The 14,069-nt window shown below is 40.0% G+C and carries 13 protein-coding genes, 2 tRNA genes and 1 pseudogene; 8 read left to right on the forward strand and 8 right to left on the reverse strand.

The genetic code is table 11. The features are described from left to right. Positions 1-13 precede the first annotated feature (13 nt). Positions 14-442, forward strand: a complete 429-nt coding sequence (locus tag FTU65_RS05615; RefSeq protein ID WP_180065539.1) for a hypothetical protein — start codon at positions 14-16, stop codon at positions 440-442. Between the two features lie 54 nt (positions 443-496). On the opposite strand, the gene FTU65_RS05620 is transcribed toward FTU65_RS05615, so the two are convergent. Next, on the reverse strand, positions 497-1,165 hold the full coding sequence (locus FTU65_RS05620; RefSeq protein ID WP_078189884.1) for a methyltransferase: 669 nt from the start codon (positions 1,163-1,165) through the stop codon (positions 497-499). Between the two features lie 265 nt (positions 1,166-1,430). Next, the gene (gene folD, locus FTU65_RS05625) at positions 1,431-2,279 is read right to left on the reverse strand and encodes a bifunctional methylenetetrahydrofolate dehydrogenase/methenyltetrahydrofolate cyclohydrolase FolD (protein ID WP_078192972.1); all 849 of its coding nucleotides are present in this window, start codon (positions 2,277-2,279) and stop codon (positions 1,431-1,433) included. Between the two features lie 152 nt (positions 2,280-2,431). Between folD and FTU65_RS05630 the strand changes: the two genes are divergently transcribed. Then, positions 2,432-2,505, forward strand: a tRNA-Cys gene (locus FTU65_RS05630). 10 nt (positions 2,506-2,515) lie between these two features. Then, a tRNA-Leu gene (locus FTU65_RS05635) sits at positions 2,516-2,601 on the forward strand. Between the two features lie 154 nt (positions 2,602-2,755). On the opposite strand, the gene FTU65_RS05640 is transcribed toward FTU65_RS05635, so the two are convergent. Next, a complete protein-coding gene (locus FTU65_RS05640) occupies positions 2,756-3,748 on the reverse strand; it encodes an NAD(P)H-quinone oxidoreductase (RefSeq protein ID WP_168378388.1) in 993 nt (330 codons plus the stop codon). 131 nt (positions 3,749-3,879) lie between these two features. Here FTU65_RS05640 and FTU65_RS05645 point away from each other — a divergent pair, with 131 nt between their 5' ends. Next, positions 3,880-4,230 carry a co-chaperone YbbN gene (locus FTU65_RS05645; RefSeq protein WP_180020679.1) on the forward strand — a complete coding sequence of 117 codons (351 nt, stop codon included), beginning with the start codon at positions 3,880-3,882 and terminating at the stop codon, positions 4,228-4,230. 13 nt (positions 4,231-4,243) lie between these two features. Here the strand turns inward: FTU65_RS05645 and FTU65_RS05650 are convergent, their stop codons facing one another. From FTU65_RS05650 to FTU65_RS05660, 3 genes and pseudogenes are all read right to left on the reverse strand, one after another. After that, positions 4,244-4,504, reverse strand: a complete 261-nt coding sequence (locus FTU65_RS05650; protein WP_180026651.1) for a DUF2798 domain-containing protein — start codon at positions 4,502-4,504, stop codon at positions 4,244-4,246. 13 nt (positions 4,505-4,517) lie between these two features. Next, positions 4,518-4,836: pseudogene (locus tag FTU65_RS05655) on the reverse strand (DUF3861 domain-containing protein). Further along, positions 4,833-5,354: a PadR family transcriptional regulator gene (locus tag FTU65_RS05660; RefSeq protein WP_180065534.1), complete on the reverse strand. Its 522-nt coding sequence runs from the start codon at positions 5,352-5,354 to the stop codon at positions 4,833-4,835. Before FTU65_RS05660 ends, FTU65_RS05655 begins: the two are co-directional and overlap by 4 nt. Before the next feature lie 120 nt (positions 5,355-5,474). On the opposite strand from FTU65_RS05660, the gene FTU65_RS05665 reads away from it, so the two are divergent. Beyond that, positions 5,475-6,767: a hypothetical protein gene (locus FTU65_RS05665; RefSeq protein WP_180003927.1), complete on the forward strand. Its 1,293-nt coding sequence runs from the start codon at positions 5,475-5,477 to the stop codon at positions 6,765-6,767. Positions 6,768-6,816: 49 nt separating this feature from the next. Here FTU65_RS05665 and cysN read toward each other — a convergent pair whose 3' ends face one another. After that, positions 6,817-8,430, reverse strand: a complete 1,614-nt coding sequence (cysN, locus tag FTU65_RS05670; RefSeq protein WP_180065231.1) for a sulfate adenylyltransferase subunit CysN — start codon at positions 8,428-8,430, stop codon at positions 6,817-6,819. Positions 8,431-8,595: 165 nt separating this feature from the next. Beyond that, on the reverse strand, positions 8,596-9,510 hold the full coding sequence (gene cysD / locus FTU65_RS05675; RefSeq protein WP_078189893.1) for a sulfate adenylyltransferase subunit CysD: 915 nt from the start codon (positions 9,508-9,510) through the stop codon (positions 8,596-8,598). A gap of 321 nt (positions 9,511-9,831) precedes the next feature. On the opposite strand from cysD, the gene FTU65_RS05680 reads away from it, so the two are divergent. The 3 genes from FTU65_RS05680 (at position 9,832) to FTU65_RS05690 (ending at position 13,367) form a co-directional block, all read left to right on the forward strand. After that, positions 9,832-10,374 carry a hypothetical protein gene (locus tag FTU65_RS05680; protein WP_111884395.1) on the forward strand — a complete coding sequence of 181 codons (543 nt, stop codon included), beginning with the start codon at positions 9,832-9,834 and terminating at the stop codon, positions 10,372-10,374. Positions 10,375-10,839: 465 nt separating this feature from the next. Further along, positions 10,840-11,478: a YqiJ family protein gene (locus FTU65_RS05685; RefSeq protein WP_180007473.1), complete on the forward strand. Its 639-nt coding sequence runs from the start codon at positions 10,840-10,842 to the stop codon at positions 11,476-11,478. A 176-nt stretch (positions 11,479-11,654) separates the two neighbouring features. Beyond that, a complete protein-coding gene (locus FTU65_RS05690; RefSeq protein WP_168379214.1) occupies positions 11,655-13,367 on the forward strand; it encodes a flotillin family protein in 1,713 nt (570 codons plus the stop codon). Positions 13,368-14,069 lie beyond the last annotated feature (702 nt).

The raw sequence follows: 14,069 nt of genomic DNA on the forward strand, positions 1-14,069 counted from the left end.
CGGCGAATGAATGATGAAAAATATTTACAAAGTTTTAAGTTTGGGTATTGTTGCAATGTCGATGGCTGCTTGCCAAAGCACTCCACGTGCTTTTAATGGTCAAACGGGCTTTCAAATAGAGTCCAAATCTGCAGATAGCGCAACACTTGCATATACTCTAGCGGGTCGCCAAAACCAACAACTGGATGCCAATAAATTACAACGTGCTTGCCAAAAAGTATTAAATACGCAAAAGATCTATAAATTACAAATCTTAAGCGTGAACGAAATTGCAAATCCTGCTTTGGAAAATACCCAGTACGGCCGTCAAATTGGTAATACACGTGCGAACTTCGGTCTATCAAATACTCCTGATCTACGTAACTCTGAAAACTTAGGCGCGCGTGATGCACTCGATGCTCGCCCTTCAACCTTACGTGTGGTTCGCTATACCTGTTCTTAATAAAATATGTTATTCAAAAGACGCATTGAGCGTCTTTTTTTATGAGTTCAATAATTATAGCGTTTTATAAAAACTCACATTACGAAACTCAGGTGATTCATCCAAATCAGGCCATGTCGTTGCGCTTCGTTCATCGAGTTTTTCATATTTAGGATGACTAAAGTTTTTCACACGACTGTCTGCCACCCACACTTCTGGAGCAAACTTTAAAAATTCATCCAAAAAGAAACGGTTGCATTGGTCATACAGCACATCGGCAGCCAATAAAATATCGACTTGTTCGGCTTTATACAAATCGTCCAAATATTCGAGTTCAACATTATTCAGCTCTGCATTGGCACGGCAGGCATCTAGGCTTACTTGGTCGATGTCACAGCAGATCACGCGTTTCGCCCCTGCCATTTTCGCGGCAATCGCCACCACGCCTGAACCTGCACCAAAGTCCAACACGACTTTATCTTTGACATGATGCGGCTCTGCCAACAACCACTGCGCCATTGCAAGCCCTGAAGCCCAACAAAAGATCCAATACGGCGTATCATTCCATATACGACGAATGACTTCATCATCCAATTTATCGGTTGGAAATACAGGCGGTATCAACCATAAAGAAATGGGGGTTTCAGGCAACTGTTGTGCATGTAATTCACAATGCGGAATGACTTCATGAAGTGCTTTAAGTAAATGTTCAGGGGCTTTAGGAAATTGGAAAGTACAGCTCATATTAAGCCTTGGGGATGATTTTATTTGAATTTATAAACGTATCAGATACGCGACATCGTCATCTGCTGCTGTGCGAGACAGACCTTAATCGAATGAACACTGTTTCTGCGACACCATTAATCAAAAGGCTGATTATGTCGAGTTCAGCAGATGACAAATGGTTTTGGTTACTTTTGCCGAAACAAAAGTAACATACGAGCTTCTTACATTTATAAGTCACAACGGTAAGACTCCGTTGTGACTTTAAGATCTTTTTATTAAAAGATTAACCCAACGCTTTTTCAGCAGCTTCAACAGTTTGACGAATCAACGTTGTAATGGTCATAGGACCTACACCACCCGGAACAGGTGTATAAGCAGAAGCAACTTCTTCAATACCCACCAATTGGATATCACCTACACCGCCGCCATCACGTGGATGAAAGCCAGCATCAACAACCACTGCACCTGGTTTGATCCAATCTTTTTGAATCAATTCAGCTTTACCTACCGCACCCACAATAATGTCAGCTTGCTTAACAAAGTCAGCTAAGTTTTGAGTACGTGAGTGGCAAGTAGTCACTGTCGCATTTGCTTCAAGTAACATTGCAGACATTGGTTTACCCAAAATTGCAGAACGTCCCACAACAACCGCATGTTTACCTGCAATTTCAATGTTGTTTTCTTTTAAAATGGTCATGATACCTGCAGGAGTCGCAGAACCATACGCAGCTTCACCCATTGCCATACGACCAAAACCTAAGCAGGTCACGCCATCCACGTCTTTTTCAAGAGAGATCGCATCGAAACATGCACGCTCATCAATTTGAGCAGGTACTGGGTGTTGTAACAAAATACCGTGAACATCTGGGTTTGCATTCAATTTTTCAATTTCAGCAAGCAATTGCTCAGTTGTGGTTTCTTTAGGAAGCTCAACTTTTAATGAATCCATACCAACACGGCGGCAAGCATTCCCTTTCATACGTACATAAGTTGCAGATGCACCATCGTCACCTACCAAAATAGTCGCAAGAATTGGGGTACGACCAGTTTTCTCTTTTAGCGCTTCTACGCGAGTCAACAAGTCAGCTTCAATTTTCTTCGCCAATGCACGACCATCTAAAACTAATGCCACGGCACTTCTCCAAGTGATGATATGAATCAATTTTGCACATAATACATGATTATTTTAAATTTTTTACCTTGTATGCTGCTTTTATGCTCATACAGATGAATCTGCTATTGTTTTTTTTTCAGAGCTTGCTAATATACGCATCAACAAGACATGGCGGGGTGGCAGAGTGGTCATGCAGCGGACTGCAACTCCGTGTACGCCGGTTCGATTCCGACCTCCGCCTCCAATCTTGTTAAGCCCGAGTGGTGAAATCGGTAGACACAGGGGATTTAAAATCCCCCGCCCACAAAGCGTGCCAGTTCGAGTCTGGCCTCGGGCACCATTCTTCTACTACTGAAGATGGTGTAATAAAGAACCCAGCGATAAGCTGGTTTTTTTATGCCTAAAGTTTAGTAAGACAATAAAAAAGAGGGACATCGCCCTCTTTTATTATTTTAAAACACCCTGCAAATACATCGCGTTTTAAAAATAATCCTTTAGATCACTTCAACCACAATCTTACCCACATGGTCGCCTGTATCCATGGCTGCATGTGCTTCTTGAATTTGATCAAACTTAAATGTTTTGTAGATCATTGGCAGACATTCACCTTTAGACCATAACGGAACAACATTTTCCTGAATGCCTTTGGCAATCTCTGCTTTTTCTGCAGTATTACGCGCACGCATGGTTGAGCCTGTAATGGTCAAACGCTTCATCATGATTTGACCCAGTTTCACCTCTTTGGCCTTTGCACCACCTAAAAATGCGATATAGACCAAACGACCATCACGACGTAATAGATTGAGGTTCTGCGCCAAATACGGTGCGCCAACAATATCTAAAATGACATCTACACCTTGCTCATTGGTCGCTTCATTAATCACTTGCTCAAAGTCTTGAGTCTTGTAGTTAATCGCATGTGTGATATCAGAGATCGCTGCCACTTTTTCATCTGAACCGACTGTTGCAAAGGTTTTCATGCCCAACGCATTACACAGCATGATTGCCGTAGTTCCAATACCACTGGTTCCACCATGAATCAGCACCGTTTCACCTGCTTTGGCTTTGCCCATTTGGAATACATTCGCCCAAACGGTAAAGAATGTTTCAGGAATCGCTGCAGCTTGAGTAAAGCTGACGCCTTCAGGAATCGCAATGGTTTGGCTTTCAGGCACCACGCAATATTCTGCATAACCGCCGCCATTGGTCAGACCGCAAACCTTATCACCTACTTGAAATAAAGTAACCTCTGCACCCACAGCAACCACTTCACCCGCAACCTCTAAACCTGGTACTGGCGTTACGCCTTTCGGCATTGGGTATAAACCTTGACGCTGTAAAATGTCTGGACGGTTGATGCCAAAGGCATGCACTTTAACCAACACTTCATCTGCTTTCGCTTCTGGGATGGCAACACTTTCATAGGCCAGTTTATCTACACCGCCCGGCTCAGTAATAATGACCTGCTGCATGCTTTGCTGTGACATTGTTTTCCCTTTTCAATTATTGAATATTCATCTATCTCTGCACTATTTGAACATAGAAATGGCGCAGAATGAATAAACATGGACTTATGTATAATTTGTAGTGTATTTCGTAAATGAATAATAGGCCAAGCATGTCTCAGATCGTTGAATACAATGAAGATAACGCCAGTGACTATGAATGGTTTGATGGTTTTGCCGTGATTCGCTTCTATGCAGACTGGTGCGCGCCCTGTGTACAGAACTTCCCAGTATTTGAGCAGTGCGCAAGTCAAATGTCAGCGCAGCATACACGGCTTAAATTTGGCAAAGTGAATATTGATTCCTCACCGATACTGACATTGCGTTATAACGTTTATGGACTACCCTCTACCTTGCTGTTTTATCGCGGGAAAGTGATTCAACGTATTGCAGGTGTCAAATCACTGACTGAATTAACAGCCATCATTCAAGATGCGATGCAGTCACACTCAACTCATGACTAAATAGATGTACCTTTTATTTGGATGCAGGCTCATTTGGTAGGCGTACAAACTTCATTAGCGTATTACGCACCAATGGCAACACGATCAAAATGAGCGGAAAGGCCATCATCCACGACATGCTCCATGCGCGCAGCCAAATGCCAAGAAAGCCTTCAACTAAGCCTTTATTCATCAGCATATTAAAGCAAGAAATTGAACCGCTCATAATGCCGGACAAGATTAAGGGCATCAGCCAAGTCATGTGTTTGGGATGAAATTTTGGGAGTTGATTCATCTGTAAATACCTATTATTCGTCTTGGGCTGCGTTCTGGGCTTTTACGGTTTGTTTTAGTGTTTTCATAAACTGGCCGAAATGCGGCATGAAATCTTTTAAATAAAGGATGGTCTTTATTTTCCAACAAGGTTTCACCAAACAGTTTCAGACCCACAGCAAAGGCTTTGGTCTTTTCATCATCTAACAATTGCGCTTTGGTCAAATGCTCCAGCACCTTAAACATGTCATCATGGTTGTAGGCATTAAACTGCAACGCTTCGGTATAAGTCGAAGGATTGCCCTGCGCATCAGCAATATGTTTGAGCGTGATTTCATATTGATGCTGTTTCATTGTGTCACCTCCATACGGCTGATTTCGACTGCCGCCTGATCGATTTTTTCTGCAATGGCATACACCTGTTCAGGTGTCAGTTCACAGTGCTGAATTTTGATGCGCAGTGATGCTTTTAGGTTTTCCATCGCACGTTTGATGTCGACGTATTGTTCATTGTTATGAATCTGCTTACGGGTATCAAAACGACACAGAATTTTCTCTACTGTGGCTTTTTCTGCATCTAGATGTACTAAGCCTGACTGCGTAACGCTGTATTGTTTACGGTCTTCGGCATTTAGTTCTGCATGGATGTATTGCTGTTCTTCGAGGTAATTCAGCGTTGGGTAAATTGTCCCTGTGCTTGGGCTGTAGCCACCGCCGACGATTGCGCCGACATCTTTAATAATATCGTAGCTGAACTTAGGTGCTTGGGAGATCAGATGCAGTACCAATAGTTTCATGTGCCCTGCTTCAAACAGGCGTTTGCGGGTTTTAACAGGACTATCGTTAACAGCAAGAAGGTCAGAATTTGACATCGCAAAGATACACCTTAAGATTATTTAAGATATATCTTATATCAAAATAAAATCATTATCAAACACATTCAAAAAAAAGTGTAATATTTAACCATAATTACTATTTATGGTTTGTTTTTTATGGGGAAAATACGCGATATGCTTTCAACAGGCATGACACAAACAGAGCGCAAAGAAGTTGAACAAGCACTTAAACAATTAAGTGCATTACATGGAAAACTTTCAAGTAAATACACACTTGCAGATAATCTAGAACATATTACAGATGGACGAACTGCCGCTGCAAAATTAATACGAGCCGAAATAGAGCAACTTCAAACAGAAATAGTAGATGTTAAAGCACAGAAACAGCTATTAATTGCGGAATTTAAAGAATTACAACAATTAAAGAATGAGGTTTCATCTTTAAAATCTTTAATGGAACACACTTACGAAGACGGAACAACTACAACACAAACTCTTAAAGAATTACTAGACTCTGAGAATCTAGCTGATTTATACAATGAATCAGATAAACTTAAAATCGAGTTCAGGAAATATTTTGCTGCAAATGAAGGTGAAGAATTAAGTCATAGTCAAAAACTAGATCAACTAGCAACTAAAGCAAAAGACGTACACTCTTACCTATTCAATAATGACGTTATTGTAGAAGGTATAGAAACTTCACGTGAGCAAGCAATTAAAAAGAAATACCAAGAAATTGACGATTACTACGACTACATATTTATTGATGAAACTAATGACGCTGGTGAAAAAATTTCATCTTACTCAACTACTTTCAACAAACAAAAGAATGCTTTAGATAAATTTTATCTAAAAATTTTTGGTGACAAAAACAACCAATCTTTAGAACAAGTTTTATCTCAGAGATTAGAAACATTAGAAGAAACCGAAAAAGAAGCTTTAAAAGTTTTAAATCAAGCTAGCAATGCTGGATTAGCTGGCGGCTTTTATGAGAAAGGTAATCAGGCAAAAGAGAACAGGAAAAATAATTTATATGTATTTATAGGTGCATTAGTACTTTTGGCTGGATTTAATTTTTTGACAATTGACTTCAACAATATTGATCAAATCACTATAACCTCTATAACTGTTAGATTAATCCTTAATATTCCACTCATTTGGATTGCTACGGTTGCCAATTTGAACCTCAATAGATATTCCAAATTAGAACAAGAATATGGACATAAAGAAGCTTTAGCTCGTTCATTTGAAAAGTATAAAACTGAAATAAAAACTCTAAATTCTGAAAGTGATGAATCTATTTATCTACAAGCTAAGTTATTAGAAATTAATTTAGAAGCATTTAGAAAAAATCCAGCCGATGGAATGGAAAATGTAAAATCCGACTCAATTTTAGAAAAACTTATTCCAAGTCTAGAAAAAACAAAAAAGACACCCGAAGAGTCCTAAATAAGAAACCCGCTTCTCAGCGGGTCTTTTTTTAAATCAATTCAATCTATTACAAACGAACCAACTCAACAATTTTCTCAGCAACTTCTTCAGCAGCATCGAAGGCATAAGTCACATCAGTACCTTCAGCAGTATCCGTAATCACAACCACACCAGTTTCACGAACTAGTGCAACTTGCTCCACAGTTAAACCAGCTTTCGCAATTGCAACCACACCTTGCTGAATCAATAAGCTTTCAATCGCTTGCGCATTTTCAAGGGCTTTAGCAGTCACAGTTACAGCAGCAGGTTTTTGACCTAAACGTGCAGCACGCGCTTCAGCAGTTACAGGCTCGTTGTGTGCAGTCCATTCCACTGCAGACTCAACCATACCCGCACCAACAGTCACGTTGCTTAAACGGTCAATAAAGATGAATGAACCTGTGTAACGACTGTCTTGGTAACGGTCAAATACCACTGGCGCATCAAACTCAATCGTTACATCTGCAATCGCATTCAATTCAAGCTGTTCAACTTCCGTTTTTTCCAGTGTGTTCACATTGGTACGATAGTTAATTTTCGCAACTTTCGCAGGAATAGTTTGTGTACCAAACTTCACGTTATACAGCTTGCCAACTACTAAAGGCGCATCTGTCATCCATACCACAGAGGCACGTGCAGAACGTGAAATTAACGGCTGTTCGCCCGCTTTTACCAACACGTTACCACGTGAAATATCAATTTCATCGTTTAGTGTTAAAGTCACTGCTTGACCTGCAACAGCATGCTCTAAGTTACCGTCAAAAGTGACGATTTCTTTAACAGTCGAAGACTTACCAGATGGCAATGCAGTAATGGTATCGCCAACTTTCACTTCACCAAGTGCAATCGTACCGCAGAAGCCACGGAAATCGAGGTTCGGACGGTTGACATATTGAACTGGGAAACGGAATTCGTGCTTGCTCGTATCATGCGAAATTTCAACAGTTTCCAAAGTCTCCATTAAAGTCTGACCTTGGTACCACGGCGTATTTGGCGATTTGTTTACAACGTTATCACCATTCAACGCAGAAATAGGCGTGAAGATAATGTTCGCAGGTTTACGGTCGCCCAATTGGTTTACGAACTCATTGTACTCTGCTTGAATTTCATTGAAGCGCGCTTCAGAGAATTCAACCAAGTCCATTTTGTTCACTGCAACCACGATATTACGAATACCCAAAAGACTCGCAATAAATGAGTGACGACGAGTTTGCGTTTGAACGCCATAACGCGCATCAATTAAGATAATCGCAAGATCGGCAGTCGACGCACCAGTTGCCATGTTACGTGTGTACTGCTCATGCCCCGGGGTGTCAGCAATAATGAACTTACGTTTTTCAGTAGAGAAATAACGGTAAGCCACGTCAATGGTAATACCTTGTTCACGCTCTGCTTGTAGACCATCGACAAGTAAAGCCAAGTCAGGCGCATCACCCGTTGTACCTACTTTTTTAGAGTCACGAGTCACAGCTTGTAATTGATCTTCATAAATCAATTTTGAATCGTAAAGTAAACGACCAATTAGAGTCGATTTACCATCATCCACGTTACCGCAAGTCAGGAAACGAAGAAGATCTTTATTTTCGTGTTGTTTTAAATACGCCAAGATGTCTTGGCTAATTAAATCTGATTGATGAGACATTGCTCAAAGCTCCACATATTCTTTTGAAATCGGTTTCTGAATCTTTTTAATCCCTCTAAATCTCCCTTTAAGAAAGGGAGACTTTGCTCCGTTCTTTCTCGGGAGTTCCCCCTCTTTAGTAAAGAGGGTGAGCAGCACTGCTGCGCAAGGGAGATTATGAGATTCTTAGAAGTAACCTTCCTGCTTTTTCTTTTCCATCGAACCTGCTTCATCATGGTCGATCATACGACCTTGACGTTCAGATGTGGTGGCTAAAAGCATCTCTTGGATAATTTCCGGTAAAGTTGTTGCAGTTGATTCAACCGCACCAGTTAATGGGTAACAACCTAAAGTACGGAAACGCACCGATTTCATTTGTGGCACTTCACCTTCGTTCAAACGCATACGCTCATCATCAACCATGATCAGTGTACCGTTACGCTCAACCACTGGACGTTCAGCAGCCAAGTACAAAGGAACCAATTTAATATTTTCAAGGTAGATGTATTGCCAAATATCCAACTCAGTCCAGTTCGACAATGGGAACACACGAATACTTTCGCCTTTGTTTACTTTACCGTTGTAAAGATTCCAAAGTTCAGGACGTTGGTTTTTAGGGTCCCAACGGTGTTTGGTATCACGGAATGAGTAAACACGTTCTTTGGCACGAGATTTCTCTTCGTCACGGCGCGCACCACCAAAAGCCGCATCAAACTGATATTTATCAAGTGCTTGTTTTAAGCCTTGAGTTTTCATAATGTCAGTATATTTTGAGCTACCGTAATCGAACGGATTCACGCCTGCGTCTTTACCTTCTTTGTTTTGATGCACGATCAAATCAAAGCCATGCTCTTTTGCCATGTTGTCACGGAAAGTAATCATGTCTTTAAATTTCCAACCCGTGTCTACATGCAGTAGTGGGAATGGAAGTTTGGCAGGATAGAATGCTTTTAAAGCAAGATGCAGCATGACCGCTGAATCTTTACCGATTGAATACAGCATGACTGGGTTTTCGAACTCAGCAGCAACTTCACGGATGATATGAATACTCTCAGCTTCAAGCTGTTTAAGATGAGTAAGTCTTTCCTCATTTAATGACATGGACAACACCAGCTTAGAATATGTGTACTTATTACACTTTTAAAGATATATATACATTATAGTGATTAAGCTTTCATAACGATTGCTTGTTTTGTGATATTGATATTCTTATTCGTCATATACAAATTGTCTGATACTGCTTATCAATTTTAATTAATTTAATACAATAGACTTATCAATTTCATTATTATTCTAGTCCGAGATCCGTAATTTTACGCAATTTTTTATCAATTAACTAATCGCTAAATCCTCTAAACAATCGGTATTCAAACTCGCTCAAAGTACCTAAAGTAGCTATATCACTCTCCAATAGTTATTGATATGCCATATAGTCACTATACGCTTGAAACCTTAAAGTCGCTGATTGAAGCAGCAGGTCTTGCTGGCTATATTTATCAGCATTCTTCACACATGCTCGTGCTCCAAGAAGCCTTAAATGATGACGGCAGCCCGCTGAATAACTTTATACAACATGAGCTGAGTGCTGACCAAATTGGCCTTCAGTTCGGCCTACGACTTTTGGACAATAAACTCGAGTTTTTGATTGGGGTGACTCACAGTAACCAAGATCGCGGCTACGAAATTGGCGCTGGCAATTTAAAGGCCGATCAACGTGCATTTAATCTGCTCTATGCTTTTTATAATTTTCCCAAAGCATTTCACTTAATCCATTTCCCGCTCGCAGCCAATAGCACCCAGTTAGAAGAAGAGATCGAAAAACAATTGTTTCAACTTGAAAGCATGGGCTTTTTAGACACTGCGATTAAAACCAATCCGATGGGCGAACAAGTGAAGTGGATGAAAACCTTTATTGTTCAAGCGGCTTTAGATATGAAAGTACGCATTCAAACTTCATTGTTATAAAAAGGGTTAAAGCCACCTAAAAAGCGCTCTATTGAACGCCAGTTCAAATCTTCATATGACATCGAAAGTCACGGCAAAGCCCTCAGCACTGCTGTGACGCTTATAAATTTACATTTCCTAACATTGTTTTCTGTGCCGTTTAACAGGCCATTTCTCTCCCTTGAGCACGACCACTTATATATCTGCAATTAGACTGAAAATTTGATTGATCACAATGACTTAAATCTTAAATGGGTAAAGTAGAAGTGCTATTCATTTTAGATTTAGATAATCCTGATTTAATTGATCAACTATTTTTAAAGAAAAACTTAGTAATAGCTCACATAAAAGCCGACTTTTTGTTAATCTGATCTGTAATTTTTTTACACAATTTCGACAGATAATGTTATTTTATTTACTGAAAAAAATTCGGCCAGAATTATTTTTTTTTGATTTTTTATAAGCATAAATATAGAGATAAATATAATGTGGGAATTGTTTACTCACCCGTCTAATATCGTGTTTAGCATCAGTCTCTGCTTAATGTTCTTGTTTGGACTTTTTGAGATTGTGTTAACAATTTTAGGGGGGGGTTCTCAAGGCTTCTTAGATCAATTCCTACCTGAGGATGTTGGTCATAATGCAGAGCTAGGTGTAGATGCCGATGCAGGTATCGTGACACGTGTGCTCGATTGGTTGTATTTGGGTCGTATTCCACTGTTTGTATGGCTCATCATTTTCTTATGTGTCTATAGTTTGTTGGGCTTTGCTATTCAAGCCATCGTTAACCAAATGACCAGTATGATGTTCAGTGCATGGATTATTGCACCAGCCTGTATTTTTCTGTGCATGCCCTTCGTACGTTTTAGCGCAATGCTCATTGCCCGTATTTTACCGCAAGATGAAACAACCGCCATTTATAGTGATGAATTGATCGGTAGAACGGCCACGATCATTTTGGGTGATGCACGACCACAGTCTCCTGCTCAAGCCAAAGTCAAAGATCAACACGGATTGACCCATTATATTTTGGTTGAACCTGAACAAGATGAAATTTTCAGCCAAGGTCAATCAGTGGTTTTAACCCAAAAAACAAATGTAGGCTTTCAAGCCACCATGCTCTAAATTTTGAATGAATTGATGCTCGATCAGTTCTTTTAACACCATATAAATACATTTAACGCGTCATACGTTCAGCAAATCTCGAAGTCATGATGAGTCAACAAAATACTGATTTTTAAACCAAACTTGTTAGCACTTTAGAGGGTTAACTTGAACTACAACAAAAGAGATAAACGTCCATGTTAGACATTATTCCAAGCGGTATCCTTGTTTCAGTCGGGATAATTTTTGCCGCACTTATTTTTATTGGTTTTATTATTGCTCGACTTTATCGTCGCTCAAGTAAAGAAATTTCATTTGTGCGTACAGGCTTCGGCGGTGAAAAAGTGATTTTAGGTGGCGGTGCTATTGTGCTTCCGGTGCTGCATGAAATTATCCCTGTCAATATGAACACCCTACGTCTTGAAGTTCGCCGTGCAGATGACCAAGCGCTGATTACACGTGACCGTATGCGTGTCGACGTGATGGCGGAGTTCTATGTCCGTGTGAAACCAACCGCAGATTCGATTGCTACAGCAGCACAAACGTTAGGTCAAAAGACCATGTCACCAAATGAGCTTAAAAATTTGGTCGAAGGTAAATTCGTTGACTCTCTACGTGCAGTTGCCGCAGAAATGGCGATGGAAGAATTGCATGAAAAACGTGTCGACTTCGTTCAAAAAGTTCAGCAAGTGGTGTCTGAAGATTTACATAAAAACGGTTTGGAACTTGAAACCGTTTCATTAACTGGCTTAGACCAAACAGGCTTTAAATACTTCAACCCACAAAATGCGTTCGATGCTGAAGGTTTAACTAAACTGACAGAAACCATTGAAGACCGTCGTCGTAAACGTAATGCGATTGAGCAAGATGCAGATCTTGCAATCAAGACCAAGAACTTAGAAGCAGAACAAGCACGTCTACAAATTTTGCGTGAAGAAGAATATGCAAAACTGCAACAAGAACGTGAAATTTCAATCCGTCGTGCAGAACAGCTTGCAGAAATTGCATCACAAGAAGCTGCTAAAAAACGTGAAGCCGAAGAAGCGCGTATTGCTGCTGAACGTGAAGTTGACTTAAAGCGTATTACTGCTGCACGTGACGTTGAAAATCAAAATATTCAAAAGTCACAAATTATTCAGCAAGCCCAAGTGGAACAAAAGAAAACCATTGAGTTGGCTGAGCAAGACCGTGCCATTGCTATTGCAGAAAAATCTCGTGCTGAATCTGAAGCTAAAGCGCATGCCGATCAAGCCCGTGCTCAAGCGGTAAAAGCCGAAGAAGAAGTCATTACCGTTCGTCAAATCCAACAAGCTGAACGTCAAAAAGCTGTTGAATTGGTCTCTGCGAAAGAAAAAGCGGAGAAAGATGCGATTGCCATTACTGTCGCGGCAGAAGCAGGTAAACAAGCAGCAGCAGATGATGCAGAAGCTATCCGTATTGCAGCTGAAGCCGAAGCTGAAAAAGTTCGCTTAAAAGCCAAAGGTGAAGCTGACGCAAAAGTTCTCTTGGCTCAGGCGATGGAAAAACAATACCAAGTTGATGCTGAAGGTACACGTGCAGTGAACGAAGCAAACAACGTATTGTCATCTGAACAGGTTGAAATGCAAATTCGTTTAGCGATGCTGAAATACTTACCTGAAATCATTCGCGAAAGTGTGAAACCAATGGAAAACATTGATGACATTAAGATTTTGCAAGTGAATGGCCTAAATGGTGGTCATGCAGGTTCTTGCCAAGGTGATGCTCACCACGAAGGCAGCGGTAATGTTGCCTTGTCAGACCAAGTGGTGAATAGTGCCCTACGCTACCGCAGCCAGGCCCCACTGATTGATAGCTTGATGAGTGAGCTTGGTATCCAAGGTGGCGATATTAACGGTTTAACTCAGAGCTTAAAAACCAGCAAAAACTAAGTTTTTGATTGAGATAGGGCTCCATCAAATCTCTTTATTCAGAAGTGATTGCTTGAGCAACACATTCTAAATGAATTAAAAAAGCAGTGTCCGCACTGCTTTTTTTATGGCTTAGATACTTGTACTTATGGGCATACAATCTCCCAAAGAAATGAACAACATTTTCTGTCTTATCAGAGCGCTTTTAATGGTTTCTGACATTTATATTTCGCATCACAGCCTGATGTTAAATCAATGAACAAATGGCGTATTTCATAAAAATACTCATTTAGAAGCTATAGAGCAAACAGCATAAAATTATGAAACAAAATATTTAAAATCAATTAATTGATATATCCTTCTCATCTTACAGAATAAGATATTTACTTCTATATATTCAGCTCGATAACATTTTGTTCTATCTATTGTTTTTATAAAACTTGGAAATTGCTTATTAAATTGAAAATAGGGCCTAACAAGGTTTTTGCACTTCAAACCATCAACTAAAAAATAATAGCTGACTATAGATGTATATGCTCATGTAGATTTTCTTAAAAAAATTTCATCACTGAGATAGCAAATTTCACCAATTTTAAAGCTCCCCCTTCTCATATTCCTAATCTACCATCCTTTGTATAAGGCTTGAGAAAATTACAAATAAAATAATTTCTATTGAAAATATTAGGCTTCATCCAAGTAAAAAAGCTCTTTGATGATAAAGAT

Source organism: Acinetobacter sp. YH12129, from assembly GCF_013418685.1.
Taxonomy (GTDB): domain Bacteria; phylum Pseudomonadota; class Gammaproteobacteria; order Pseudomonadales; family Moraxellaceae; genus Acinetobacter; species Acinetobacter amyesii.